Below are 23,927 nucleotides of genomic sequence, written 5' to 3' on the forward strand. Positions count from 1 at the left end.
GGCGGCACGGTCGGGGGGTGCCTCCCACCACCGAACTCGGCGCCCGCGGTGAACGCATCGCCGTCGCCTACCTGACCGACGCCGGCCTGCGCGTCCTCGACCGCAACTGGCGCTGCCGCGAGGGCGAGATCGATCTCGTCGCGCGGGAAGGTGACGCCCTCGTCTTCTGCGAGGTGAAGACGCGGCGGGGCACGGGCTACGGCCATCCCGTCGAGGCGGTCACCCTCGCCAAGCGGCGCCGGATCCGGACGTTGGCGCAGCGCTGGCTGGCCGTGCACGACCACCACGCCCCCGAGGTGCGCTTCGACGTGGTGGGCGTGCTGGTGCGCCCGGAGCGCCCGGCGGTCGTCACGCACCTGCGGGGGGCTTTCTCGTGACGCTGGCCCGCACGTGGTCGGTCGGGCTCGCCGGCGTCCGCGGCGCGATGGTCGAGGTCGAGGTGGACATCGCCGCCGGGCTGCCCGGTGTGGTGCTCGTCGGGCTGCCCGACGCGGTGGTCCGCCAGTCGGTCGACCGGGTGCGCGCCGCGATCGCGAACGCCGGCGGCGAGTTCCCCGTCCGCCGGGTGACCATCGGGCTCTCGCCCGCGTCGATGCCCAAGCAGGGGAGCGGGTTCGACCTCGCCGTGGCCGCCGGGGTGCTGGCCGCCGCGGGCGCGGTGCCCGCCGGCGCCGTCGACCGGCTGGTGCTCCTCGGCGAGCTGGGCCTGGACGGCTCCGTGCGCTCCATCCGCGGCGTCCTGCCGGCGGTCCTCGCGGCGGCCCGAGCCGGGCACGCGCAGGTCGTCGTCCCGGTGGAGAACGCCGCCGAGGCGGCCCTGGTGGACCGGGTCGAGGTGCTCGCCGTCGCGACCCTCACCCAGCTCGTCGCGCACCTGTTGGGCGCGGCGCGACTGACCCCGCACGTCCGCGGGGCGGCGCCCGCGCAGCCGCCGGTGCCGGAGCTCGGGGACGTCGTCGGCCAGGCCGCCGGCCGCCGGGCCGTGGAGGTCGCCGCCGCCGGCGGGCACCACCTCTACCTCGCCGGGCCGCCCGGTGCCGGCAAGACGATGCTCGCCGAGCGGCTGCCCGGGCTGCTGCCCCCGCTGGACGAAGAGGCGGCGCTCGAGGTCACGGCCATCCACTCCATCGCCGGCGCTCTGCCGCCGGAGGCGCCGCTGATCACCCGGCCGACCTTCGAGGCGCCGCACCACTCGGCGACGATGGCGGCGCTGATCGGGGGTGGCTCGGGCCAGATCCGGCCGGGCGCGCTGTGCCGGGCGCACCGCGGAGTCCTGTTCCTCGACGAGGCGCCCGAGTTCCCCCGGGCGGTGCTCGACACGCTGCGCCAGCCCCTGGAGCGGGGGCAGGTCACCATCCAGCGGGCCGCGGGCGCGGCCACGTTCCCGTGCCGGGCGCAGCTCGTGCTGGCGGCGAACCCCTGCCCGTGCGCCACCGCCGCGGGGGACACCGCTTGCACCTGCAGCCCGCTGGAGCGGCGGCGGTACCAGGCACGCCTCTCCGGTCCGCTGCTCGACCGCGTCGACCTGCGGGTGGAGCTGCCCCCGGTCACCCGGGCGGCCTGGCTCGACGGGCTCCCCGCGCCGGAGTCCACCGACGTGGTCGCCGCGCGGGTGGCCCGGGCGCGGGCCGCGGCACGGGCGCGGCTCGCCGGCACCGGGCTCGCGCTCAACAGCGAGGTGCCGGGTCGCCTGCTGCGCGACCGGTTCGCGATCCCGCGGGCGTCGCTCCGGCTGGCCGAGCGGGCGCTCGAGCGCGGCTCCATCTCGGTGCGTGGCTTCGACCGGGTGGTGCGCGTCGCGTGGACGGTCGCCGACCTGGCCGGGCGCGGCGTGCCGTGCACCGACGACGTCGCCGAGGCCCTCGGCATGCGGCTGCAGCGGGCCGTGGCGTGACCACCCTCGAGGAGGACCTGGAGGACGCGGCCGGCGCGCCGCCGGTGGCGGGCGAGGTGCACCCGGGGGTCCGCCGGGCGCGGGCGTGGCTCAGCCGGGCGGTCGAGCCGGGGGTCGTCGACCTCTGGCGCTGGGTCGAGGACGTCGGCCCGGTGGAAGCCACCCGATGCATCCGCGCCGGAACGGCTCCCGACCGGGTCCGGGCCATCGTGGGCGCCCGGGCGGGGCAGGACGCGACGGCGGCAGATCTGCAGCGCGCGGAGCGGTGCGGCGCCCGGCTGGTGGTGCCGGAGGACGACGAGTGGCCGGCCTTCGCGCTGCACGCGCTGACCATGGCTGCGCTGCAGCAGCCGCACGACCGCACGCGGCAGGCGAAGCGCACGCAGGCGCTCGTGCCGCCACTCGCCCTCTGGGTGCGGGGGACGGCCCGGTTGGCCGAGGTCACCGACCGTTCCGTGGCGGTCGTCGGCTCCCGGGCCTCGACAGCGTACGGCGAGCACGTGGCCGCCGAGCTGGGGCACCAGCTCGCCGCTCGCGGCTGGACGGTGGTCTCCGGGGGCGCCTTCGGGATCGACGCGGCCGCCCACCGCGGTGCGCTCGCGGCGCAGGGGCCGACGATCGCCGTCCTCGCCTCCGGCGTGGACCGCCCGTACCCGGCGGGGAACGGGACGCTGCTCGACCGGATCGCCGCGAGCGGCCTGCTGGTCAGCGAGTGGCCCCCGGGTGCCGCGCCCCACCAGCACCGCTTCCTGGTCCGCAACCGCCTCATCGCGGCGCTGAGCCGCGGCACGGTCGTGGTCGAGGCGGCGGCCCGGTCGGGCGCGCAGGCGACGGCGAACCGCGCGCGCGACCTCGGGCGACGGGTGCTGGTGGTCCCCGGTCCGGTCACCTCGGCGATGAGCGTGGGCTGCCACGAGCTCCTCCGGGACGAGGAGGGTGGCGCTCGGCTGGTGACCTGCGCGGCGCACGTCATCGAGGAGGTCGGCGGCATCGGTGTCGATCTGGCCGAGGCCGCTCCCCGGCCTGCCTCCCCGCGCGACGGGCTCTCCGACCTCGCCGTGCGGGTGCTCGACGCCTGCCCGGTGCGCAGCGGCGTCAGCCCGGAGCGGCTGGCCCGCACCGCCGGCTGCGACGTGCTCGAGGTGCTGCGCGTGCTGCCGGCACTGGAGGTGGCGGAGCTGGTCCAGCGGACGAGCACGGGCTGGCGGCTGGCCCCGCCGCCGAAGCCGCCCGGCGCGGCGGCTTGACCGGGGCCGGGCGCCGACGGACGGTGCCCCCGTGGCCACGCCCAGCACCGACGAGGTCCGCGCCGGGCTGCCGCCCGCGCTGGCCGAGGCGCTGGCCGGCTACGAGGAGCACCTGACCGGGCAGCGCGACCTCTCGGCGAACACCGTGCGCAGCTACGTCGGCGACGTCGCCCGGCTGCTGGACCACCTCGCCCGGCGCAGCGGCACCCAGCCGCACGACCTCGACCTCGCCACCCTGCGGAGCTGGCTGGCCCAGGGGCGCACCCGCGGGCACAGCCGCTCGACGACCGCCCGCCACGCGTCGGCCGCGCGGTCGTTCACCGCCTGGCTGCGCCGCGCCGCCCTCACCCCCGAGGACGTCGGCCAGCGCCTGGTGAGCCCGAAGGCGCACCGCACCCTCCCCGATGTCCTGGCGCCCGAGCAGGCGCGGGCCCTGGTGGAGACGGCGGCGGGCGCCGAGGAGCCGGTGCAGCTCCGCGACGCGGTCGTCCTGGAGCTGCTGTACGCCAGCGGCATCCGGGTCAGCGAGCTCGTCGGCCTGGACGTCGACGACGTCGACCGCGGGCGACGGCTGCTGCGTGTGCTGGGCAAGGGCAGGAAGGAGCGCAGCGTGCCGTACGGCGTGCCCGCCGAGCGGGCGCTGGAGGCCTGGCTGACCCGCGGGCGCCCGGCCCTCGTCCGGCCGGACTCCGGGCCGGCGCTCCTGCTCGGGCTGCGCGGCGGCCGCCTCGACGCGCGGGAGGCCCGGCGGACGGTGCACGCCGCGACGGCCGGCGTCCCGGGGGCGCCGGACATCGGCCCGCACGGGCTGCGGCACTCCGCGGCCACGCACGTCCTCGAGGGCGGCGCGGACCTGCGTTCCGTACAGGAGCTGCTCGGCCACGCTAGCCTCGCGACGACACAGATCTACACGCACGTGACGGTCGAGCGGCTCCGTGCGGTCCACGCCCAGGCGCACCCCCGTGCCTGACGCGCGCGGCCGGGTGGCGGGATCTGCGGACGCAGTCAGGACCACGCGGGACCACGGACGGTGCCCGCGCAGCACGACCGAGGAGCGCCACCGTGTCTGAGGCAACCATCCGTCGCATCGACGAGTCCGGTGAGGACGCCGATGCCCTGCTGGCCGACCTGTGGGCGCGGTACGTCGAGGGCCGGGACGCCGGCCTGCGCGACCGGCTGATCCTCCACTACGCGCCGCTGGTGAAGTACGTCGCCGGCCGGGTGGGCAGCGGTCTGCCCGCGCACGTCGAGCAGGCCGACCTCATCTCCTACGGGACGTTCGGGCTCATCGACGCGATCACCCGCTACGAGCCCACCCGCGAGGTGAAGTTCGAGAGCTACGCGATGGCGCGCATCCGCGGCGCGATCATCGACGAGCTGCGCAACACCGACTGGATCCCGCGGTCGGTGCGCGTCAAGGCCCGGGCCTTCGAGCGCACCGTCGCCGAGCTCGAGAGCAGGCTGCACCGGACGCCGACCGACGAAGAGGTCGCCGACGCCATGGACATGGACGTCGAGGACATCCGGAAGTTCCTGGGCCAGCTCTCGCTGGTCAACGTGGTGGCCCTCGACGAGCTGCTGACCGACGACGAGGGCGGCTCCCCGCGCCTCGGCGACACCCTGCAGGACCCCAGCGCCCTGGACCCGCAGGCGATGGCGGAACACGGCGAGGCCCGGCAGCTGCTGGCCCGCGCGGTCGAGCAGCTGCCCGAGCGGGAGAAGGTCGTCGTCTCGCTCTACTACTTCGAGGGCCTCACGCTCGCGGACATCGGGCGGGTGCTCGGCGTGACCGAGAGCCGGATCTGCCAGCTGCACACCAAGGCGGTCCTGCACCTGCGCACCAAGCTCGCTGACATCGCCTGACGTCGGGCAGCGGCGTCTCCGCTGGGAACGGCGGTCAGTTGCCGGCCGGGTCGTCGTCCGGACGGGGGCCCAGCAGCGGCTGAGTGCCCGGCGGATTGCGGTGCCCCTCCTGCCAGGGCAGCCGGCCGGTGGAGTCGGGCCAGATGAGCTGCAGCGCGTCCACGGTGCCGTGCAGCTGCTCGATCACGGTGAGCCGCTCGGTGTCCTCGACGCGGAGGAAGACCACGGGGGAGTCCTCGTCGGTCAGCGCCGCCGTGGCGGTACCCGGCGCGAACCGGGCCCCGCCCCGGACCGCCTCGCCGACCAGGTTCAGGTACTTCTCCGCGGCGGGGAACGGCAGCCCCACCACGACCACCTCGGGGTGCTCCCACGCTGCGAGGCCCACCGTGTAGGAGTAGCGCGGCTCGCCGGGCGTGCCGCCACCGTGCAGCACCGCCCACCCGAAGGTGTCGATCACCTGGTGCAGGCCCCTCAGCACCTGGTCGGCGTCCTGCTCGCCCTCGGTCGGCCCGCTCTCGACCGGCCCGCTCTCGACCGGTCGGGCCGCGGTCGCCGGGGCCGGGGCCTCGGCCGGCTGCACGTCGGTCGTCCCGGCACCGGCCTGCTCGACACCGGTGGGCTCGCCGGAGCCCGGGTTGGCGGCACGCTTGCGTCGGAATCGCACACCTGGACGGTAGCGCCGGGGTGCCGGGTCGCCCGGGATCCCCGCAGGGACGGTGCGTACGACCTGTCACCGCGCGCTGACTGGCTGTGGTGCACCGTGGGCATCGCCGGCAAGGGGGAGCAGTCGCACCCGCGGGGGCCGGAGCAGCGACATGGGGTCGAGGTAGACCTCGCCGCGGCGCGCCCCCCAGTGCAGGCAGGCGGCGACCGGGCACTCGTCGTGGCCGGCCAGCAGCACGCCCAGACGAGCTCCACGGACGACGGACCGGCCGGTGCCCACCGACGGCGTCACCGGCTCGTACGTCGTCCGGAGCCCTCCGGCGTGGTCGACGCTGACCACGGGCCGCCCGGCGACCATCCCGGCGAAGACGACGACCCCGTCGCCGGCCGCCCGCACCGGGGAGCCGGGAGCGGCTGCCAGGTCGACCCCGCGGTGCCCGGGCCCGTACCGGTGCGGAGGTGGCTCGAACGGGCGGGTGACCACCGGCTCGCCGGGCAGGGGAGCGCTCCAGAGCGGCTCCGGTCGGGACGGCCCGGCGGCGGTCGGCGACGCCGTGGCGGGGACGACGCCGGCCAGGACGAGCAGACCGAGGAACAGGGCGGCCAGCGGACGGGCGCGTAGGGGCATCCCCCGATGCTGGTCGCGGGCGGCGTGCTGGGGGGCGGGCGGCCGGTACGTGTGGACGCCCGTACCCGCTGTGGACGGGTCGCCGACCGGCGCGACGAGGGTGCCGGTGGACGACGCGTATGCTGTCCGGTGCGGCCCGTGCGAGCGGGTCGACTTCGCGCGTCCTCTTCCCGCCGATCGGCGGGGCAGTCGCCACCTCGGTCCCGGCCCAGCCGGGTGAGTGGCGCCGCAGGACGTCAGGGCGTGCACCACCCGGTGCCCGCGACAACCGGAATCCGCGCGGCCTCGGTCGCGCGCGAGAGCAGAGAGGCTGCGATATGGCAGTCGTCAGCATGAAGCAGCTGCTCGACAGCGGCGTCCACTTCGGGCACCAGACCCGTCGCTGGAACCCGAAGATGAAGCGCTTCATCTTCACCGAGCGCAACGGCATCTACATCATCGACCTGCAGCAGACGCTCGGGTACATCGACTCGGCGTACGAGTTCGTCAAGCAGACGGTCGCCCACGGCGGCTCGATCCTGTTCGTCGGCACCAAGCGCCAGGCGCAGGAGGTCGTCGCCGAGCAGGCGACGCGGGTCGGCATGCCCTACGTCAACCAGCGCTGGCTGGGCGGCATGCTCACCAACTTCCAGACGGTCCACAAGCGCCTCCAGCGCCTCAAGGAGCTCGAGGACATGGAGCAGACCGGCGTGCTGGTCAGCCTCTCCAAGAAGGAGCAGCTGGTCCTCAGCCGGGAGAAGGCCAAGCTCGAGCGCTCGCTCGGCGGTATCCGCGACATGCAGAAGGTGCCCAGCGCCATCTGGATCGTGGACACCAAGAAGGAGCACATCGCCGTCGGCGAGGCCCGCAAGCTCAACATCCCGGTCGTCGCGATCCTCGACACCAACTGCGACCCCGACGAGGTCGACTACAAGATCCCGGGCAACGACGACGCGATCCGCAGCATCACCGTGCTGACCCGGGTCATCGCCGACGCCGTCGCGGAGGGCCTCATGGCCCGCTCCGCCGCGCAGGCCAACGCCGGGCGCGAGGACGGCGAGCCCGCCGTCGGCGCCGGCGAGCCGCTCGCCGACTGGGAGCGCGAGCTGCTCACCGGCGGTACCGCCGACGAGCAGGCCGCCGCCACGCCGCTGCCGGAGACCCCGGCGCAGCCGGCCGACGTCACCGTCGGCGAGGTCGCCCCGGTCGAGGACGTCCCCGCCACCACCGGTGGCAAGGAGAACAACGCCGTCTGAGAAAGGACCCCGTCCCTCTCACCCCTCGCAAGCTCGGGGTGAGCCTCGGGACGGGGCTTTCCGGGCGTTCCGCTTCACCACATCCAGAAGGAAGTGACATGGCTGAGTTCACCGCGGCCGACGTCAAGCGTCTCCGCGACGCCACCGGCGCCGGCATGATGGACTGCAAGAAGGCCCTCACCGAGGCCGACGGCGACTACGACAAGGCCGTCGAGCTGCTGCGGGTCAAGGGCGCCAAGGACGTCGGCAAGCGTCTCGAGCGCTCCACCACGAACGGCATCGTCGTCAGCAAGGACGGCGCGCTGCTCGAGCTCGACTGCGAGACCGACTTCGTCGCCAAGAACGCCGACTTCATCGCGCTGGCCGAGCGCCTGCTCGAGATCGGCCTGACGAACAAGGCCTCCGACGCCGAGAGCCTGCTCACCAGCGAGGTCGACGGCCAGACCGTGGCCGCGCTCGTCGAGGGCGAGTCCGCCCGCATCGGCGAGAAGCTGGTCCTGAGCCGGTTCGCCGCGTTCGAGGGCACCACCGCCACCTACCTGCACAAGCGGGCCACCGACCTGCCCCCGGCCATCGGTGTCGCCGTGCAGTACTCCGGTGGCAGCGAGGACGCCGCCCGCAGCCTGGCGATGCACATCGCCGCCGCACGGCCGCGCTACCTCACCCGTGAGGAGGTCCCGGCCGAGGCGGTCGAGACCGAGCGCCGCGTGGCCGAGCAGACCGCAAAGGAGGAGGGCAAGCCCGAGCAGGCGATCTCCAAGATCGTCGAGGGGCGGGTCAACGCCTACTACAAGGACTTCGTCCTCCTCGAGCAGCCGTCGATCACCGAGCCCAAGCGCACGGTCAAGCAGATCGTCGACGAGGCCGGCCTGACCGTGGAGCGCTTCGCGCGCTTCGAGGTCGGCCAGGCGTAACGAGCCGTACAGCAGAGGACCCCGCGTCCCCATTCGGCCCCGGTGCAGGGGCCCGCGCCGAGCGTGGGGGGCAGCGGGGTCCTTTGCTGTGCGGACGCCCTCGCTCGGCAGGAGCGGGGCACCCGGATGCGGCAGGATCACTCCACCGACAGCACCCATCGACTCCACCCAGGGATGAACCGTTGACCGACACCACCACCGCGCCGCTGTCCGCCCCCACCGCCTTCCAGCCGGCCGACGGGGACGGCTACAAGCGCGTGCTGCTCAAGCTCTCCGGTGAGTCCTTCGGCGGCGGCAAGGTCGGCGTCGACGCCGACATCGTCAAGGGGATCGCGGAGCAGCTCGCCGAGGTCGTCTCCCGGGGCACCCAGGTCGCCGTCGTCATGGGCGGCGGCAACTTCTTCCGCGGCGCGGAGCTCTCGCAGGCCGGCATGGACCGGACCAAGGCCGACTACATGGGCATGCTCGGCACGGTCATGAACTGCCTGGCGCTGCAGGACTTCTGCGAGAAGGCGGGGCTGGAGACCCGGGTGCAGTCGGCCATCACGATGGGCCAGGTCGCCGAGCCCTACATCCCGCGCAAGGCGATCCGGCACCTGGAGAAAGGCCGGCTGGTCATCTTCGGCGCCGGCGCCGGCATGCCGTACTTCTCCACCGACACCGTCGCCGCCCAGCGGGCGTTGGAGATCGAGTGCCAGGTGCTGCTCATGGGCAAGAACGGTGTCGACGGCGTCTACGACGACGACCCCCGCACCAACCCCGACGCCGTCATGTACGACGACCTCGACTACGCGACCGTGCTGGCCAAGCAGCTCAAGGTCGCGGACGCGACGGCGATCAGCCTCTGCATGGACAACGCCATGCCGATCGTCGTGTTCGACCTGCTGCGCGACGGCAACATCGCCCGCGCCACCGCAGGTGAGAAGATCGGCACGTTGATCAGCCAGCCGGCGTGACGCCGGCTGCACCGATCGGGCACAGACGAGGACGCCGGCGGAACGAGAACCGCCGCAGGAGGGACACCCCGTGATCGACGACACCCTGCTCGACGCCGAGGAGCGGATGGACAAGGCCCTCTCGGTGGCGCGCGAGGACCTGGGCTCGGTCCGCACCGGCCGTGCCACGCCCTCGATGTTCAGCAAGATCATGGTCGACTACTACGGCGCCTACACCCCGGTGCCCCAGATGGCCTCGATCACCGTGCCCGAGGCGCGGATGGCGGTCATCAAGCCCTACGACATGTCGCAGCTGACGGCCATCGAGAGGGCCATCCGCGACAGCGACCTGGGTGTCAACCCGACCAACGACGGTCAGATCCTGCGCGTGGTGTTCCCGCAGCTCACCGAGGAGCGCCGTCGCGACCTGGTGAAGCAGGCCCGCGCCAAGGGCGAGGACGCGAAGGTGGCGCTCCGCAACATCCGCCGCCGCGCGAAGGAGGAGCTCGACCGCATCGCCAAGGACGGCGAGGCCGGCGAGGACGACGTGCGTCGCGCGGAGAAGGAGCTCGACGACCTCACCGCCCAGCACGTCGCGCACGTCGACGAGGCGATGAAGAACAAGGAGACCGAGCTCCTCGAGGTCTGACCTCCACTTCGGCCGCCGCTCCGATGACACCTCCCCCCGCCGACCGCCCGGGCTCCCTGCGCCCGGGGGGTCAGTCCTACCCGCGGGTGGGTGGCCCGGGGTCGGGCGGGCGCCGGCGGGACGGCGACACCGGGCCGGTGCCGGTCGCGGCGTCCCGCCCGCTGCCGCCGCTCCCGTCCCGCTCGCCGCTTCCGGTCCCCGACGAACCCGGGCCGACCCCCGATGCCGCCGACGACGTCCCCACGGCCACGGCCATGCCGCTGCCCGAGGCGGTCGCCCAGCTGCCCACCACGGAGCAGCCGGTGAGCCGCGCCGGCCGGAACCTGCGCGCGGCCATCGGCGTCGGCGTCGGGCTGGTCGCGGTCATCGTCGTGTCACTGTTCGTCTGGCGCCCGGCGTTCCTCGGGGTGCTCGTCGCCGCGATCCTCGTCGCCGTCGTGGAGCTCACCCGGGCCCTGGGCAAGGGCGGGTACTCCGCGCCGCTCGTGCCGCTGCTCGTCGGCGCCTTCGCCATGGAGGCGCTCGCCTGGACGCGCGGCCCCACCGGCCTGCTCACCGGCTTCCTCCTGACCGCCCTGGCGGTGCTCCTGTGGCGACTGGCCGCCGGCCCGGTCGGCTACCGGCGGGACGCGGCCGCCGGCGTCCTGGTCGCGCTCTACGTCCCCCTGCTGGCCGGCTTCGCCGTCCTCCTGCTCGTGCCCGAGGACGGCGCCGTGCGGGTGCTGGCCTTCATCGCCACGGTCATCGCCAGCGACGTCGGGGGTTACGCCGCCGGGGTGCTGTTCGGCAAGCACCCGATGGCGCCCTCGATCAGCCCCAAGAAGTCGTGGGAGGGCATGGCCGGGTCCGTGCTCGCCTGCATGCTGATGGCCACGCCGATCCTGGTGCTCGGCCTCGGCGCACCCTGGTGGGGCGGGCTGGTCTTCGGGGCCGCGATCGCCGTCTCGGCGACCGTGGGGGATCTCGCCGAGTCGCTCATCAAGCGCGACCTCGGCATCAAGGACATGGGGGACCTGCTGCCCGGTCACGGCGGCATCATGGACCGGTTGGACTCGCTGCTTCCGTCCGCGGCGGCGGCCTACCTGCTCCTGGCGGTCCTCGCGCCCGTCTAGGGCTCCCGGTCGACGGACCAGGTCGTGCCCAGCTCCGCGAACCCGCGCCGGGCGTACCAGTGCCGCGGCCAGTCGTCGCCCGCGGCCTCCAGCACGACCAGGTCGCAGCCGGCCTCGGCGGCCAGCTCGAGCACCCGGGCGAGCACCGCGTCGCCGTACCCGCGCCCGCGGGCGTCCGGATCGGTCATCACCGACTCCACGGCCGCGGTGGCGCCGTCCACCCGCAACTGCGCGGCGGCCACCACCCGGCCGTCCTCCCGCACCACCACGTCGGTCACCGCGACCACCCGGTCGTTGAGCTGCTCCCGGCCGATGAGCTGCCGCACCACCGGCTCCAGCCGGTCGCCGAGGGCGGCGAGGTCGCGGCGCCAGCCCCGGTCCCACAGGCCGTGGACCTCCCGCTGGTCGACCACCTCGGCCCGCACGGCGGCGGCCGGCACGGCGAGCGCCGTGGGGCGGCCCATGAGCACGAGCTCCTCGGCGGCCCAGCCGCGGGCGGCGAGCTCGGCGGCGACCGACGCGGCGCCGGGCCAGGTCAGGAGCGCTGCCAGGTGCGGCCACCCGGCGTTGCCACCGACCTCCTCGGCGGAGGCCTCGACGGTCGCCGCGTCGACCGGCCCGGTGAGGACCAGCCGGTTGTTGTCCCGGGAGTGCGGGACGTCCGGGTCCAGCACCGCCACGCCACCCGGTACGTCCCCCACGCCGACGGCCCGCCGGACCGGTACCGAGGCGTAGAGCGCCACCGCGCGGGCGAGGGCGTCGCCCGGCGCGGGTAGCACGAGCGGCGCCGGCGGCCGGTACGGGACGACCGCCACGACCGATGACGCCGGCAGCGGGCCGTGGAGGTGGGGGAACAGCATCCCCGCCGGGTCGTCAGGATGCCCGGGTTCCCACCGCACCGGGTGGGGGAGCCGTGCGGGGTCGACGACGAGCAGCGCCAGGTCACGGCGGCCGGGGAACAGCCGCTGCGCGGGCAGGTGCACCTGCTCCGGCGTCGAGAGGTGCACGAAGCCCTCCGCCGCCGGGGCGATCGCGCCCCTGCCCAGGGCGGCGCGCCACGCGGCCGGCTCGACCAGGTGCAGGAGGACGTCGTCGGTCACCCTGCGATCCTCCCTGCGTGCACGAGGACGAACAGCCCGGCCCCACCGACTGGGGCGCGACGGTCGGCGTGGGCCCGTGGGCGGGGCCGTGGCCGGACGACCCCCGCTACGACCCGCAGCTGCTCGCCGAGGGCGACCGGCGCAACGTCGTCGACCGGTACCGCTACTGGACGGTCGAGGCGATCGTCGCCGACCTCGACCGGCGCCGGCACCCCTTCCACGTCGCCATCGAGAACTTCGGCCACGACCTGAACATCGGCACGGTGGTGCGCACCGCCAACGCCTTCCTCGCCGCCGAGGTGCACGTGGTGGGCCGGCGACGGTGGAACCGTCGCGGCGCCATGGTCACCGACCGGTACCAGCACCTGCGCCACCATGACGACGTCGGCGGGCTGCTGGCGTTCGCGGCGGAGCGGGCGCTCGCCGTCGTCGCCGTCGACAACGGGCCCGGCGCCGTCCCCCTGGAGACCGCCGAGCTGCCCGAGCGCTGCGTGCTGCTGTTCGGCCAGGAGGGGCCGGGGCTCACCGAGGAGGCGCGGGCCGGGGCAGCCCTCACGGTCTCGATCGCCCAGTTCGGTTCCACCCGCTCGATCAACGCCGGCGTCGCCGCGGGCATCGCCATGCACGCCTGGGTGCGCCGGCACGCCGACCTGGGGGCCGCGCGCTAGTCCTGATCCCCGGTCAGCGGCGGGTCGGGGTCGATGCCACGGGCGTGCAGCGCCGCCTCGACCGCCTCGCAGACCGTCCGGACGACGGCGACGCGGGCCCACCGCTTGTCGTCGGCGGGGATCACGTGCCACGGCGCCTCGGGGGTGTCGGTGCGCTCCAGCATCTCCTCGACCGCCGCCTCGTACTCGCCGCGCTTCTCCCGGTTCCGCCAGTCCTCGTCGGTGAGCTTCCAGGCCTTGTACGGGTTCGCGCGGCGCGACTCGAACCGGTGCAGCTGCTCCTCGGGGGAGACGTGCATCCAGAACTTCACCAGCACCGTGCCCTCGGCGGCCAGCGAGGTCTCCAGGTCGACGATCTCCTGGTAGGCCCGGCGCCACGCCTCCTCCTCGGCGAAACCCTCCACCCGCTCCACCAGCACCCGGCCGTACCAGGAGCGGTCGAGCACGGCCATACCGCCCCATCCCGGCAGCACCGGCCAGAACCGCCACAGGAAGTGGTGCCGTTTCTCGTCGGGGGTGGGGGCGGCGAACTGCGCCACCCGCACGTGCCGCGGGTCGAGCTCGCCGACCAGCCGCTGGATCGCCCCGCCCTTGCCCGATGCGTCCCAGCCCTCGAAGAGCACCAGCAGCGGCGGGCCGAGCTCGCCGGGCCCGATCTGGCCGCCGAGCAGCAGGCGCAGGTGCACCAGCCGCTCCTGGGCGGCGGCGAGCTGCTTCTTGGCCTCCTTCTTGTCCAGGTGGAGGCTCAGGTCGACGTCGTCCAGCCTGCTCATGCACCCGGAGACTGCCAGGGATCCGGCCCGTCCGCGTGAGTTGCCTCTCCGGACCGGGTCCCCGGGCCGGGGGAGTGGGACGATGGAGAGCGCCATGACTGCCCTCCCCCTGGTCTTCGACGCCCCCCGCCGCGGCAAGCCCCCGCGCCACCTCGCCGACCTCACCCGCGAGGAGGCCCGCGCGGCGGTGGTCGAGCTCGGCCAGCCGGCCTTCCGCGCCGACCAGCTCGCCCGGCACTTCTACCGCGGGGTCACCGACCCGGCCGAGATGACCGACATCCCTGCCGCCGTCCGCGAGACGCTGCGCGAGGCGCTGCTGCCCGGCCTGCTGACCGTGGTCCGCCACCAGACGGCGGACAACGGCCGCACCCGCAAGACCCTCTGGCGGCTGCACGACGGCGCCCTGGTGGAGAGCGTGCTCATGCGCTACCCCGACCGCGCCACCGTCTGCATCTCCAGCCAGGCCGGCTGCGGCATGGCCTGCCCGTTCTGCGCCACCGGCCAGGCCGGCCTGACCCGCAACCTCTCCGCCGCCGAGATCATCGGGCAGGCGGTGGCGGCGTCGGCGGCGATGGCGAACGGCGAGATCGCCGGCGGGCCCGGGCGGCTCTCCAACGTGGTCTTCATGGGCATGGGGGAGCCGCTGGCCAACTACGCCCGCGTGCGGGCCACCCTCGACGCGCTGCTCGGCACCGCCCCCTACGGGCTGGGCCTCTCGCAGCGGTCGGTGACGGTCTCCACCGTCGGCCTGGTGCCGGCCATCCGGCGGCTCACCGAGGAGGGGCGCAACGTCACCCTCGCGGTGAGCCTGCACGCCCCCGACGACGAGCTGCGCGACACCCTGGTGCCGATCAACACGCGCTGGAAGGTCGGCGAGGTCGTCGACGCCGCCGACGCCTACGCGCAGCGCACCGGGCGCCGCTACTCGGTGGAGTACGCGCTCATCCGCGACGTCAACGACCAGCCGTTCCGCGCCGACCTGCTCGGCAAGCTGCTGGCCGGGAAGCTCGCGCACGTGAACCTCATCCCGCTCAACCCCACGCCGGGCAGCCCGTGGGACGCCAGCCCGCTCCCCGCCCAGCGGGAGTTCGTCGCCCGGCTGCGGGCGGCCGGCGTCGCCACCACGGTGCGCGACACCCGCGGGCAGGACATCGACGGTGCCTGCGGGCAGCTCGCCGCCGCCGACCGGGTCGAGGGCGTGCCCGCGGTGGCCCTGCCCACGCCGTCTGCCGAGGCGCCTGTCCCGCTCGGCGCGGAGGCCGACCAGGCGTGAGCACGGCGCCGCGCGAGGCCGAGGCGCACGAGCACACCCACGCCGACGTCTCCGGTGGCTGGCTCCGGGCCGCCGTCTTCGGGGCCATGGACGGCTTGGTCACCAACACCGCGCTCGTCGCCGGCGTCGCGGGCGGGGGTGCCGCCCCCCGTGCCATCGTGCTGGCCGGTGTCGCCAGCCTCGTCGCCGGCGCGGTGTCGATGGCGCTCGGCGAGTACACCTCGGTGAAGACGCAGAACGAGCAGCTCGACCTCGAGGTCGAGAAGGAGCGGCGCGAGCTGACCCGCAACCCCGCCGGCGAGCTCGCGGAGCTGACCGCGATGCTGCAGGACCGCGGGGTGGACGCCCGGCTGGCCCGGCAGGTCGCCGTCCAGCTCTCGGCCGACCCGGAGGTCGCGCTGCGGTTGCACGTGCTGGCCGAGCTCGGCGTGAGCACCGACGACCGGCCCTCGCCACGGGTCGCCGCGGTCTCGTCGTTCCTGACCTTCGGCACCGGTGCCGTGCTGCCGTTGCTGCCTTACTTCCTCGGCGTGCCGGTCCTCTGGGTCGCCCTGCTCAGCGGCGGGCTGGGGCTGCTGCTGGCCGGAGCCCTCTCCTCACGCTTCACCCCGCGGCCGTGGTGGTACGCCGGTCTGCGCCAGCTCCTGTTCGGGGCGGCCGCGGCCGGGGTGACCTACCTGATCGGCGCGGCGATCGGGGTCGCCGTCACCTGAGCGGCCGCCGGGCGTCGCCCGGGGCCGCGCGCAGGGGTGCCGAGCCGGTCTAGCGGCTGCGCCAGGAGTTCTTCCGGCGGCGCCAGTCCATGAACAGCACCAGCGCGCCCAGGGCGGTGAGGGCGAGGACCCAGACGTGCCCGGTGCTGATCAACGGCTCGTTGCCGGCCAGCATGAGCAGGAGGAAGCCCAAGGCGACGACGGCGCCGATCCGGCCCCAGGCGCCGGTCTCGCCGTGCCAGCCCCAGTCCTGGGGCTCCTCGTGCTCGACGGGGTGCTCGCCGGCGCGGACGACGGCCTCTTCACGGCCGGGCTGGTTGACCCGCTGGGTCGACGGGGAGTGCAGTGCCTCGGTCACCCGACCATTCTGGCAGGAGCCGGCGCACTCCACGCTCCGAGGTGGTGGCCCGGCGGGTCGTCAGCCGTCGCAGGAGAGCCCCGCCCCCGCGACGGCGGCGGTGGTCGCGGCCGTCGGGAGGCGGGCCAGCCCGTCCCCCACCGGGTCGCCCACGGGCAGCACGGAGACCTCGCCGACGTCGGAGAGGGCCAGGTCGAGCAGGTCGGCCACCGAGGTGCCGGGATCGACGGCGACGGCGCCCGAGGCGGTCCAGATGACCGACTGCAGCAGCCAGGGGCGTGCGGCCGACGCCCGCACCTGGGTGGCCAGCGCGGCCAGGACGTCGCCGGCCGCGTCCGCCCGCCCGTCCGGGTCGACGGGAGCGGGGGCCCAGGCTCCGTCCACCAGGTGCTGCGGGTGGCGGGAGCGGACCATGGCCAGCGCGGTCGTCCCGTCGACGTGGGTACGCCCGGCGGTCTCCAGCAGCAACCCCGCAGCGGGGTCGCGGACCGGCCGGGGGACGTCCACGCGCAAGCCGCCGACCGCGTCGACGACCGCGGCGAAACCGGCGAGGTCGACGCTCACCAGGTGGTCGGTGGGGATGCCGAGGGTGCAGAGCGCGTCCACCGTGGCCTGGGGGCCGTCGAGCCAGGTCAGGGCGAGCCGGTCGACGCTGCGGCCGTGCCGGACGAGGACGTCGCGGGGGACGGAGAACACCGTGGTCCCGGCGTCGGTCCGGTGCACGACCAGGACGACGTCCGCACGACTGCCCGGCACCGTCTCGACCGTGCCGAAGTCACGCGCGTCGGTTCCCTGGGGCAACCGCTCGCGTGAGTCCACGCCGACGAGGACCCAGGTCCGGCCGTCGGCGTCCCCGGAGCCGTTCGCCAGATCGGCTTCCAGGCGCTCGACCCGCGCCGCGACCGCGACGACGTCGACGGCGACGACCCCGAGGAGCGCGAGCAGCGCCACCAGCACCGCCGGCAGCCGCCGTCGGGCCCCGGAACGCGCCGGAAGCCGGCCAGGGGTGCCCTGGCCGGCTTCCGGGTCGTGCGGAGAGGTCATGCTCAGGCCTGCGAGGCCTCCGCGCGGCGACGGGAAAGGGCAAGTGCGCCGCCACCCGCGACGAGCAGGCCGGCGCCGAGGGCCAGCGGCAGGCCGACGCTGGCACCGGTGTAGGCCAGGCTGCCGGTGCTGCTCGTGGCGGCCGCCACCTGCAGGGACTCCTGGAAGTAGGTGCCCTGGTCGCCCTCGAGCACCAGCGTGTGGGTGCCCGCGGTCGTGCCCGCGGGAAGCATGAACTCGGCGGTGACGACGCCCTCGGCGGTCGCGGTGAAGGTGCCGATCGTGGTCGGGGTCGAGTGCATGGTCAGCGTGACCTTCTCGAAGGGCTGGAAGCCCTTGTAGACCTTGACGACCTTCTGGCCGAGGACGGCGTCCTTCGTGGTGGCACCCGTGGTCTGGACGGCGACCCCGGGGGTGTTCGACGAGGTGCCGCGGATGGCGCCGGGAACCGGGGCGTCGGTCTTCGGCGCGGCCGGCGGCGGGGTGGGAGTGGTCGTGGCCGGCGCCTGCACGGTCACGGTGAGGGTCGGGTACTCGGCGAGCTCGGCGCTGTAGGCGTAGTCGCAGTCCGCGTACACCTCGTGCGCGCCGGCCGGCGTGCCGGCCGGGAAGGAGATCTCCGCCGTCCAGTCGCCCTCGGCCGTGGGAACGGCGAGGAACAGGGGCGAGTTGTCGTCGTCGAGGTCCGTCATGTCCGTGAAGACGATGACGCCGGCCTCGTAGTCCGGGTTCTCCGGATCGTCGGCGACGCAGCCACTGCCGCTCACCTCGAACACCTGCCCGGCCTGCGCGCTCGCCGGGCCGGTGGGTGCGGCGAGCCCGGTCGGTGCGGCGAGGGCGGCGGGCGCGAAGGCCATGCCGAGGGAGACCGTGGCGACGGCGAAGCCGGTGGCGGCGGCGACGCGCTTGGTGGTGCGGTGCGACATGGCGAGCTCCGATGGTCGGGGGCCCGGATCTCCGAGCCGTCGCGGTGAGTATCGGCACGCAGCGGGGCCAGATGTAGCGGATCGACGACGACACGCCGCTCGACGTGCAGGTCCTCGTCGATCCACACCCGCCCGAGACGCCCGAGCGCGGCGCCTAGGATCGAAACTGCCCAGCTCCGGTGCGGCTGATGGCATAACTTGCCGTTCCGCCAGGCCGGGGCCGGGGCGGCCTGTGGGTGCGGCCGGTGGCGGGGGGCTTGGCAGGATGCCCGCATGAGCGAGCCGCGCGAGGTCACCGTCCTGGGCTCCACCGGCTCCATCGGCCGCCAGGCCCTGGCGGTCGCCGCGCAGAACCCCGACCGGCTGCGGATCACCGGCCTGGCCGCCGGGGGAGGAGACGTCTCGCTGCTGGCGGAGCAGGCGCTGGCGCTGGGGGTCCGGACGGTCGCCGTCGCGCGGGCGACCGCCGCCCAGGACCTCCAGCTGGCCTTCTACACCGCGGCGCAGCAGCGCGGCTGGGCGAAGGGGGGTTTCTCGCTGCCGGAGATCCTGGCCGGCCCGCGCGCCGCCGAGGAGCTCGCTGCCCGCCCGGCCGACGTCGTCCTCAACGGGATCACCGGTTCGATCGGCCTGGGGCCCACGCTGTCGGCGCTGCGGGCCGGGCGCACCGTCGCCCTGGCCAACAAGGAATCGCTCGTGGCCGGTGGTGACCTGGTGCTGGCCGCCGCCGCCCCCGGTCAGCTGGTGCCGGTCGACTCCGAGCACTCCGCGCTCGCACAGTGCCTGCGCGGCGGCTCGCGGGCCGAGGTCGCCCGGCTGGTGCTCACCGCGAGCGGAGGGCCCTTCCGCGGCCGGACGGCCGCCGAGCTCGCGGAGGTCACCGTCGAGCAGGCGCTCGCCCACCCGACCTGGGCGATGGGGCCCGTCGTCACCATCAACTCGGCGACGCTCGTGAACAAGGGGCTGGAGCTGATCGAGGCCCACCTGCTCTTCGGCGTCCCCTACGCCGACATCGACGTCGTCGTGCACCCGCAGTCGATCGTGCACTCCATGGTCACCTTCTCCGACGGCGCGACGATCGCGCAGGCCAGCCCGCCGGACATGCGGCTGCCCATCGCCCTGGGGCTGGCGTGGCCCGACCGGCTGCCGGTCGTGCAGCCGGCGCTGGACTGGTCGGCAGCGAGCACCTGGGAGTTCCTGCCGCTCGACGAGGAGGCCTTCCCCGCTGTGCGGCTGGCCCGCGCGGCGGGGGAGGCCGGCGGCGTGGTCCCGGCCATGTACAACGCCGCGAACGAGGAGGCGGTCGCCGCGTTCACGGCGGGTCGGCTCTCGTTCCCAGGGATCGTCCAGCTCGTCGCGCGTACCCTCGACGCCGCGCCGGACCTCGGCGCCCCCACCTGCGTCGAGGACGTCCTGGCGGCGGAGAAGTGGGCCCGGGAGCACGCCCGGGGTGTGATCGGCGGAGGCTGAGCTGAGCGGATTCCTGCTGACGATCCTGGGGATCGTCCTGTTCGCCCTCGGCCTGATGTTCTCCATCGCCTTCCACGAGGCGGGGCACTTCTACTGGGCCCGGAAGTTCGGCATGCGGGTGCCGCAGTTCATGGTCGGCTTCGGGCCCACCGTCTTCTCCCGGCGTCGCGGCGAGACCGAGTACGGCATCAAGGCCGTCCCGCTCGGCGGCTACATCCGCATCGTCGGCATGATCCCGCCGGCCGAGGAGAACGAGAGCAAGCGCGCCACGCGCATGCGCAGCTTCATCGCCGAGGTGCGCGGGCAGGCGCTCAACGACGTCCGGCCCAGCGACGGCGACCGCGTCTTCTACAAGAAGCCCTGGTGGCAGCGGGTCGTCGTGATGTTCGCGGGGCCGTTCCACAACCTGGTGCTCGCCGTCATCTTCTTCGCGGTCGTGCTGATGGGCTTCGGCATCCCGGAGATCACCACGACGATCCGCCAGGTGCCCGACTGCGTCCTCCCCGCCGGCGCCGCGAGCGCCGGTGCGGAGGACCCCTGCTCGATCCCCATCACGTCCGAGGGGGAGCTGTGCGAGGCCGGCGCCGCGGGCTGCGCCCTGCCGGCACGCAGCCCCGCCGCGCGGGCCGGCCTGCAGCCGGGCGACACCGTGCTCGCGCTCGACGGCGAGCCCGTCTCCCAGGAGACCGACGTCGGCTGGCAGCAGGTGCAGGACGCGATCCGCACCAGCGCCGACGAGCCGGTGGTCTTCACCGTCGAGCGCGACGGGGAGCGGCGCGACCTCACCGTCACCCCCATCGAGAACGTCGTCTACGCCGACGAGGAGGGCGAGGCGACGCAGGTCGTCGGCTTCGTCGGCATCAGCCCGCTGCAGCGCGAGGTGCGCCAGCCGCTGAGCGAGGTGCCGGGTCACTTCGGCGACATCCTGGTGCGGTCGGTGGACCGGCTGGTGGAGATCCCGGAGCGGGTGCCGCAGCTGTTCCGCGCGGCGTTCCTCGGCGAGGAGCGCGACCCGCTGGGCCCGATCGGCGTGGTCGGCGTCAGCCGCATCTCCGGTGAGGTCTTCGCCCTCGACCAGCTCTCGCCGGTGCAGAAGATCGGCTACTTCATCCAGCTGCTGGCCGGGCTGAACCTGGTGCTGTTCCTGTTCAACCTGCTCCCGATCTACCCGCTCGACGGGGGCCACGTGGCCGGCGCGCTGTACGAGAAGGCGCGCTCGACGGTCGCGCGGCTCCGGGGGCGGCCCGATCCCGGGCCGTTCGACATCGCCCGGCTGATGCCGGTGGCCTACGCCGTCGCAGGCCTCTTCCTGGGGCTCTCGCTGCTGCTGCTGATCGCGGACGTGGTCAACCCGGTCAGGCTGGCTGGGTGATCGGCGCGGCCGGCGTCGCGGCACCGCGGGCCGGCCGGGAGGCGACGAGCACGCCGCCCACCACGAGGATGCCGGCGACCAGCTCCACCGGGTCCAGCACCTCGCCGAACGCCAGCCACGACGCGAGCACGCCGACCACCGGCACGAGCATGGAGAACGGCGCCACCACGTTCGACGGGTGCCGGGAGAGCAGCGTGTTCCAGATCCCGTAGCCGACCAGCGTGGCGACGACGACGACGTAGAGGAGCCCCAGCACCGCCGGCAGCGCCTCGGCCGTCGCAGCGGTCGCCAGCGAGCGCACGATCCGGTCCGGCCCCTCGACGGCCAGCGCGAGCACCAGCATCGGCACGGGCGGGATCGCCGCCGTCCAGAGCGTCAGGTGGAACGCGTTCGGCGCTTGGGCCCGGCGGCTGCAGACGTTGCCGATCGCCCAGCCGAGCGCCCCGCAGAGGGTGAGGACGACGGGCAGCCACGCGGCCGTCTGCGCCCGGTGCACCGCGATCGCGGCGAGACCGAGAACGGCGAGCACCACCCCGCCGAGCTGCCGCGCGGACAGCCGCTCGTGCAGCCAGACCCCGGCGCTCAGGACGGTGAACGGCGCCGACGCCTGCAGCACCAGGGACGCCAGGCCGCTGGGCATGCCGGCGGCCATCCCGGCATAGAGGAAGGCGAACTGCAGGATCCCGATGCCCACCCCGACGCCGATCAGCCAGCGCAGGGGGACGACCGGCCGGGGGATCAGCAGGAGCGCGGGCAGCCCCACGAGCGCGAAGCGCAGCGCGACCATGGACAGCGGCGGGAACTGCTCGAGGGCGAGGGCCGTGGCCGGGAAGTTGAGCCCCCAGCACACCGCGACGAAGCAGGCGAGGAGGCGGTCGCGGAGCGGCACACCGCGAGCCTGCGGTCGACGTTCGTGAAGGACAAGCGCGCGGTGCGGGCGGTCGTCGGCGAGGGGGTGGCCGAGACCGCCGCCTACCCGGCCTGAGGCGCCGGCGCACGCCCTGCACCCTGCGGACGCGCACGTCACAGCGGCCCGGCCGTCCGCCGGGGGATACTGGCGACATGGCGATCCCCGTCGGCCTCGGCATGCCCGCTGCCCCTCCGCCCGTGCTGGCCCCGCGTCGGAAGACCCGGCAGCTGGACGTCGGCGGTGTCGGTGTCGGCAGCGACTTCCCGGTCAGCGTGCAGTCGATGTGCACGACGAAGACCGCGGACATCAACGCGACGCTCCAGCAGATCGCCGAGCTGACGGCGTCGGGCTGCCAGATCGTGCGGGTCGCGGTGCCCGACACCGACGACGCCGAGGCGCTGCCGATCATCGCGAAGAAGTCGCAGATCCCGGTCATCGCCGACATCCACTTCCAGCCGCGGTACGTGTTCGCCGCGATCGACGCCGGCTGCGCCGCCGTCCGCGTGAACCCCGGCAACATCAAGAAGTTCGACGACAAGGTCGGCGAGATCGCCCGGGCGGCCAGGGGTGCCGGCATCCCGATCCGGATCGGCGTCAACGCCGGCTCGCTGGACAAGCGGCTGCTCGCCAAGTACGGCAAGGCGACCCCGGAGGCGCTGGTCGAGTCCGCGCTGTGGGAGTGCTCGCTGTTCGAGGAGCACGACTTCCGGGACATCAAGATCTCGGTCAAGCACAACGACCCGGTGGTCATGGTGCGCGCCTACGAGCTGCTGGCCGCGCAGTGCGACTACCCGCTGCACCTCGGCGTCACCGAGGCCGGGCCCGCCTTCCAGGGCACGATCAAGTCCGCCGTCGCGTTCGGCGCCCTGCTGAGCAAGGGCATCGGCGACACCATCCGGGTGTCCCTCTCGGCCCCGCCGGCGGAGGAGGTGAAGGTCGGCAACCAGATCCTGGAGTCGCTGAACCTCAAGCAGCGCGGCCTGGAGATCGTCAGCTGCCCCTCGTGCGGGCGCGCCCAGGTCGACGTCTACAAGCTCGCCGACGAGGTCACCGCCGGCCTCGAAGGCATGGAGGTCCCGCTGCGGGTGGCCGTCATGGGGTGCGTCGTCAACGGCCCCGGTGAGGCCCGCGAGGCCGACCTCGGGGTGGCGTCCGGCAACGGCAAGGGGCAGATCTTCGTCAAGGGGGAGGTCGTGAAGACCGTGCCCGAGTCGCAGATCGTCGAGACCCTCATCGAGGAGGCCATGCGGATCGCCGGCGAGCACGTCGACGCCGGTGAGCCCTCCGGGCCGCCGGTCGTCTCCGTCAGCTGACCCGTGCTCCGTACGCCTGCCGCCCGCGTCCTCGACGAGGCCGACGAGCCGGCCGTGCACCGGCTGCTCGCGACCGACCCCGTCGCGGCCTGCGTGATCGCCGGCCGGGTCGAGGCCTCGGGTACGGCGGCGGTCTCGCTGGGCGCCCCGCTGTGGGGCATCGGCAGCGGCCGGGAGCTGGACGCGGTCTGCCTGGCCGGCGCGAACCTCATCCCCTTCGCGCTGCCCGGGAGCGAGCGCGCCGCCGCCGTCGCCTTCGCCGAGCGGGCCCGCCGGGCCGGGCGCCGCTGCTCCACCATCGTGGGCCCCTCCGCCGCCGTGGCGCCGCTGTGGGACCTGCTGGCGCCCTCGTGGGGGCCGCCCCGCGACCACCGGCCCCGGCAGCCGCTCATGGCGATCGACTGCCCGCCCGCCGTCGCCCCCGAGCCGCGGGTGCGGCCGGTGCGCCCCGGCGAGCTCGACGTGCTGCTCCCGGCCGCGGTGGCGATGTTCACCGAGGAGGTCGGCGTGAGCCCGCTGCGGGTCGACGGCGGCGCCGGCTACCGCGCACGGGTCGACGAGCTGGTGCGGGCCGGCCAGTCGCTGGCCTGGATCGAGGACGGGCGGGTCCTGTTCAAGGCCGAGATCGGCGCGGCCTGCCGGGCCGCGTGCCAGGTGCAGGGCGTCTGGGTCGCGCCGGCGCTGCGCGGCCAGGGCATCGGCACGGCCTGCACCGCCGCGGTCGTCGAGTACGCCCGCGCGGTCATCGCCCCCGTGGTCAGCCTCTACGTCAACGACTACAACACGCGGGCCCGCGCCTCCTACCGCCGGGTGGGTTTCCGCGAGGTCGGCGAGTACGCCAGCGTCCTGTTCTGAACCGTCGCTCCC

General features: G+C 74.6%; 25 protein-coding genes. 17 read left to right on the forward strand and 8 right to left on the reverse strand.

The window, feature by feature from the left end:
- The first annotated feature begins 17 nt into the window (after positions 1 to 17).
- The 5 genes from ACI794_RS02090 to whiG all read left to right on the forward strand — a co-directional run bounded on the left by ACI794_RS02090 (position 18) and on the right by whiG (position 5,004).
- The gene (locus ACI794_RS02090) at positions 18 to 377 is read left to right on the forward strand and encodes a YraN family protein (RefSeq protein ID WP_456579036.1); all 360 of its coding nucleotides are present in this window, start codon (positions 18 to 20) and stop codon (positions 375 to 377) included.
- Positions 374 to 1,894, forward strand: coding sequence for a YifB family Mg chelatase-like AAA ATPase (locus ACI794_RS02095; protein ID WP_456615569.1), 1,521 nt, complete (start codon positions 374 to 376; stop codon positions 1,892 to 1,894). Before ACI794_RS02090 ends, ACI794_RS02095 begins: the two co-directional genes overlap by 4 nt.
- Positions 1,891 to 3,141, forward strand: a complete 1,251-nt coding sequence (gene dprA / locus ACI794_RS02100; protein ID WP_456603207.1) for a DNA-processing protein DprA — start codon at positions 1,891 to 1,893, stop codon at positions 3,139 to 3,141. Before ACI794_RS02095 ends, dprA begins: the two co-directional genes overlap by 4 nt.
- Before the next feature lie 31 nt (positions 3,142 to 3,172).
- Entirely contained in the window at positions 3,173 to 4,111 is a 939-nt protein-coding gene (locus ACI794_RS02105) for a tyrosine recombinase XerC (RefSeq protein ID WP_456615570.1), read from the forward strand.
- A 92-nt stretch (positions 4,112 to 4,203) separates the two neighbouring features.
- A complete protein-coding gene (gene whiG / locus ACI794_RS02110; RefSeq protein ID WP_456579032.1) occupies positions 4,204 to 5,004 on the forward strand; it encodes an RNA polymerase sigma factor WhiG in 801 nt (266 codons plus the stop codon).
- A gap of 34 nt (positions 5,005 to 5,038) precedes the next feature.
- On the opposite strand, the gene ACI794_RS02115 is transcribed toward whiG, so the two are convergent.
- Positions 5,039 to 5,668 (reverse strand): DUF4262 domain-containing protein, encoded by a 630-nt coding sequence (locus ACI794_RS02115; RefSeq protein ID WP_456615571.1) that lies wholly within the window; start codon positions 5,666 to 5,668, stop codon positions 5,039 to 5,041.
- Between the two features lie 66 nt (positions 5,669 to 5,734).
- Positions 5,735 to 6,295, reverse strand: coding sequence for a M23 family metallopeptidase (locus ACI794_RS02120; protein WP_456615572.1), 561 nt, complete (start codon positions 6,293 to 6,295; stop codon positions 5,735 to 5,737).
- A gap of 317 nt (positions 6,296 to 6,612) precedes the next feature.
- Between ACI794_RS02120 and rpsB the strand changes: the two genes are divergently transcribed.
- From rpsB to ACI794_RS02145, 5 genes are all read left to right on the forward strand, one after another.
- The gene (gene rpsB, locus ACI794_RS02125) at positions 6,613 to 7,530 is read left to right on the forward strand and encodes a 30S ribosomal protein S2 (protein ID WP_456603211.1); all 918 of its coding nucleotides are present in this window, start codon (positions 6,613 to 6,615) and stop codon (positions 7,528 to 7,530) included.
- 98 nt (positions 7,531 to 7,628) lie between these two features.
- Positions 7,629 to 8,444 (forward strand): translation elongation factor Ts, encoded by an 816-nt coding sequence (tsf, locus tag ACI794_RS02130; protein WP_456603212.1) that lies wholly within the window; start codon positions 7,629 to 7,631, stop codon positions 8,442 to 8,444.
- 182 nt (positions 8,445 to 8,626) lie between these two features.
- On the forward strand, positions 8,627 to 9,400 hold the full coding sequence (gene pyrH, locus ACI794_RS02135) for a UMP kinase (RefSeq protein ID WP_456579027.1): 774 nt from the start codon (positions 8,627 to 8,629) through the stop codon (positions 9,398 to 9,400).
- Between the two features lie 70 nt (positions 9,401 to 9,470).
- Positions 9,471 to 10,028, forward strand: a complete 558-nt coding sequence (gene frr, locus ACI794_RS02140) for a ribosome recycling factor (protein WP_456579026.1) — start codon at positions 9,471 to 9,473, stop codon at positions 10,026 to 10,028.
- Between the two features lie 23 nt (positions 10,029 to 10,051).
- A complete protein-coding gene (locus tag ACI794_RS02145) occupies positions 10,052 to 11,140 on the forward strand; it encodes a phosphatidate cytidylyltransferase (RefSeq protein ID WP_456615573.1) in 1,089 nt (362 codons plus the stop codon).
- Here ACI794_RS02145 and ACI794_RS02150 read toward each other — a convergent pair.
- A complete protein-coding gene (locus tag ACI794_RS02150; protein ID WP_456615574.1) occupies positions 11,137 to 12,240 on the reverse strand; it encodes a GNAT family N-acetyltransferase in 1,104 nt (367 codons plus the stop codon). The genes ACI794_RS02145 and ACI794_RS02150 overlap by 4 nt on opposite strands.
- A 17-nt stretch (positions 12,241 to 12,257) precedes the next feature.
- Here ACI794_RS02150 and ACI794_RS02155 point away from each other — a divergent pair, with 17 nt between their 5' ends.
- On the forward strand, positions 12,258 to 12,908 hold the full coding sequence (locus tag ACI794_RS02155) for a TrmH family RNA methyltransferase (RefSeq protein ID WP_456603215.1): 651 nt from the start codon (positions 12,258 to 12,260) through the stop codon (positions 12,906 to 12,908).
- Here ACI794_RS02155 and ACI794_RS02160 read toward each other — a convergent pair.
- The gene (locus tag ACI794_RS02160; RefSeq protein ID WP_456603216.1) at positions 12,905 to 13,681 is read right to left on the reverse strand and encodes a polyphosphate kinase 2 family protein; all 777 of its coding nucleotides are present in this window, start codon (positions 13,679 to 13,681) and stop codon (positions 12,905 to 12,907) included. The genes ACI794_RS02155 and ACI794_RS02160 overlap by 4 nt on opposite strands.
- A 94-nt stretch (positions 13,682 to 13,775) precedes the next feature.
- Between ACI794_RS02160 and rlmN the strand changes: the two genes are divergently transcribed.
- Both rlmN and ACI794_RS02170 read left to right on the forward strand, forming a co-directional pair.
- A complete protein-coding gene (rlmN, locus tag ACI794_RS02165; protein WP_456615575.1) occupies positions 13,776 to 14,954 on the forward strand; it encodes a 23S rRNA (adenine(2503)-C(2))-methyltransferase RlmN in 1,179 nt (392 codons plus the stop codon).
- The gene (locus ACI794_RS02170; protein ID WP_456579020.1) at positions 14,951 to 15,667 is read left to right on the forward strand and encodes a VIT1/CCC1 transporter family protein; all 717 of its coding nucleotides are present in this window, start codon (positions 14,951 to 14,953) and stop codon (positions 15,665 to 15,667) included. The genes rlmN and ACI794_RS02170 overlap by 4 nt, the downstream gene beginning before the upstream one ends.
- 49 nt (positions 15,668 to 15,716) lie before the next feature.
- On the opposite strand, the gene ACI794_RS02175 is transcribed toward ACI794_RS02170, so the two are convergent.
- The 3 genes from ACI794_RS02175 to ACI794_RS02185 are packed head-to-tail and all read right to left on the reverse strand — an operon-like array spanning position 15,717 to position 17,995.
- Positions 15,717 to 16,025, reverse strand: a complete 309-nt coding sequence (locus ACI794_RS02175) for a DUF2631 domain-containing protein (protein ID WP_456579019.1) — start codon at positions 16,023 to 16,025, stop codon at positions 15,717 to 15,719.
- A gap of 60 nt (positions 16,026 to 16,085) precedes the next feature.
- Complete coding sequence (locus tag ACI794_RS02180) at positions 16,086 to 17,069, reverse strand: LCP family protein (protein WP_456615576.1); 984 nt, start codon at positions 17,067 to 17,069, stop codon at positions 16,086 to 16,088.
- 2 nt (positions 17,070 to 17,071) lie between these two features.
- A complete protein-coding gene (locus tag ACI794_RS02185) occupies positions 17,072 to 17,995 on the reverse strand; it encodes a hypothetical protein (protein ID WP_456615577.1) in 924 nt (307 codons plus the stop codon).
- A 273-nt stretch (positions 17,996 to 18,268) separates the two neighbouring features.
- Between ACI794_RS02185 and dxr the strand changes: the two genes are divergently transcribed.
- A complete protein-coding gene (dxr, locus tag ACI794_RS02190) occupies positions 18,269 to 19,465 on the forward strand; it encodes a 1-deoxy-D-xylulose-5-phosphate reductoisomerase (protein ID WP_456603221.1) in 1,197 nt (398 codons plus the stop codon).
- 37 nt (positions 19,466 to 19,502) lie between these two features.
- A complete protein-coding gene (locus ACI794_RS02195; RefSeq protein WP_456603243.1) occupies positions 19,503 to 20,837 on the forward strand; it encodes a M50 family metallopeptidase in 1,335 nt (444 codons plus the stop codon).
- Here the strand turns inward: ACI794_RS02195 and ACI794_RS02200 are convergent.
- Entirely contained in the window at positions 20,821 to 21,726 is a 906-nt protein-coding gene (locus ACI794_RS02200) for an EamA family transporter (protein WP_456615578.1), read from the reverse strand. The two genes, ACI794_RS02195 and ACI794_RS02200, sit on opposite strands and share 17 nt — an antisense overlap.
- 173 nt (positions 21,727 to 21,899) lie before the next feature.
- Here ACI794_RS02200 and ispG point away from each other — a divergent pair, with 173 nt between their 5' ends.
- Together ispG and ACI794_RS02210 are read left to right on the forward strand one after the other, a co-directional pair.
- Positions 21,900 to 23,060 carry a flavodoxin-dependent (E)-4-hydroxy-3-methylbut-2-enyl-diphosphate synthase gene (ispG, locus tag ACI794_RS02205; RefSeq protein WP_456603223.1) on the forward strand — a complete coding sequence of 387 codons (1,161 nt, stop codon included), beginning with the start codon at positions 21,900 to 21,902 and terminating at the stop codon, positions 23,058 to 23,060.
- 3 nt (positions 23,061 to 23,063) lie between these two features.
- Positions 23,064 to 23,915: a GNAT family N-acetyltransferase gene (locus ACI794_RS02210; protein ID WP_456603224.1), complete on the forward strand. Its 852-nt coding sequence runs from the start codon at positions 23,064 to 23,066 to the stop codon at positions 23,913 to 23,915.
- Positions 23,916 to 23,927 lie beyond the last annotated feature (12 nt).

The sequence above is a fragment of the Blastococcus sp. SYSU DS0541 genome (assembly GCF_054050875.1).

What these genes read in the sequence shown, in the direction of transcription:
- ACI794_RS02120 (WP_456615572.1), bottom strand. Translation starts at nt 6,295, where the DNA reads ATGCCCCTACGCGCCCGTCCGCTGGCCGCCCTGTTCCTCGGTCTGCTC.
- rpsB (WP_456603211.1), top strand. Translation starts at nt 6,613, where the DNA reads ATGGCAGTCGTCAGCATGAAGCAGCTGCTCGACAGCGGCGTCCACTTC.
- tsf (WP_456603212.1), top strand. Translation starts at nt 7,629, where the DNA reads ATGGCTGAGTTCACCGCGGCCGACGTCAAGCGTCTCCGCGACGCCACC.
- ACI794_RS02145 (WP_456615573.1), top strand. Translation starts at nt 10,052, where the DNA reads ATGACACCTCCCCCCGCCGACCGCCCGGGCTCCCTGCGCCCGGGGGGT.
- ACI794_RS02160 (WP_456603216.1), bottom strand. Translation starts at nt 13,681, where the DNA reads ATGAGCAGGCTGGACGACGTCGACCTGAGCCTCCACCTGGACAAGAAG.
- rlmN (WP_456615575.1), top strand. Translation starts at nt 13,776, where the DNA reads ATGACTGCCCTCCCCCTGGTCTTCGACGCCCCCCGCCGCGGCAAGCCC.
- ACI794_RS02180 (WP_456615576.1), bottom strand. Translation starts at nt 17,069, where the DNA reads ATGACCTCTCCGCACGACCCGGAAGCCGGCCAGGGCACCCCTGGCCGG.
- ACI794_RS02185 (WP_456615577.1), bottom strand. Translation starts at nt 17,995, where the DNA reads ATGTCGCACCGCACCACCAAGCGCGTCGCCGCCGCCACCGGCTTCGCC.
- dxr (WP_456603221.1), top strand. Translation starts at nt 18,269, where the DNA reads ATGAGCGAGCCGCGCGAGGTCACCGTCCTGGGCTCCACCGGCTCCATC.
- ispG (WP_456603223.1), top strand. Translation starts at nt 21,900, where the DNA reads ATGGCGATCCCCGTCGGCCTCGGCATGCCCGCTGCCCCTCCGCCCGTG.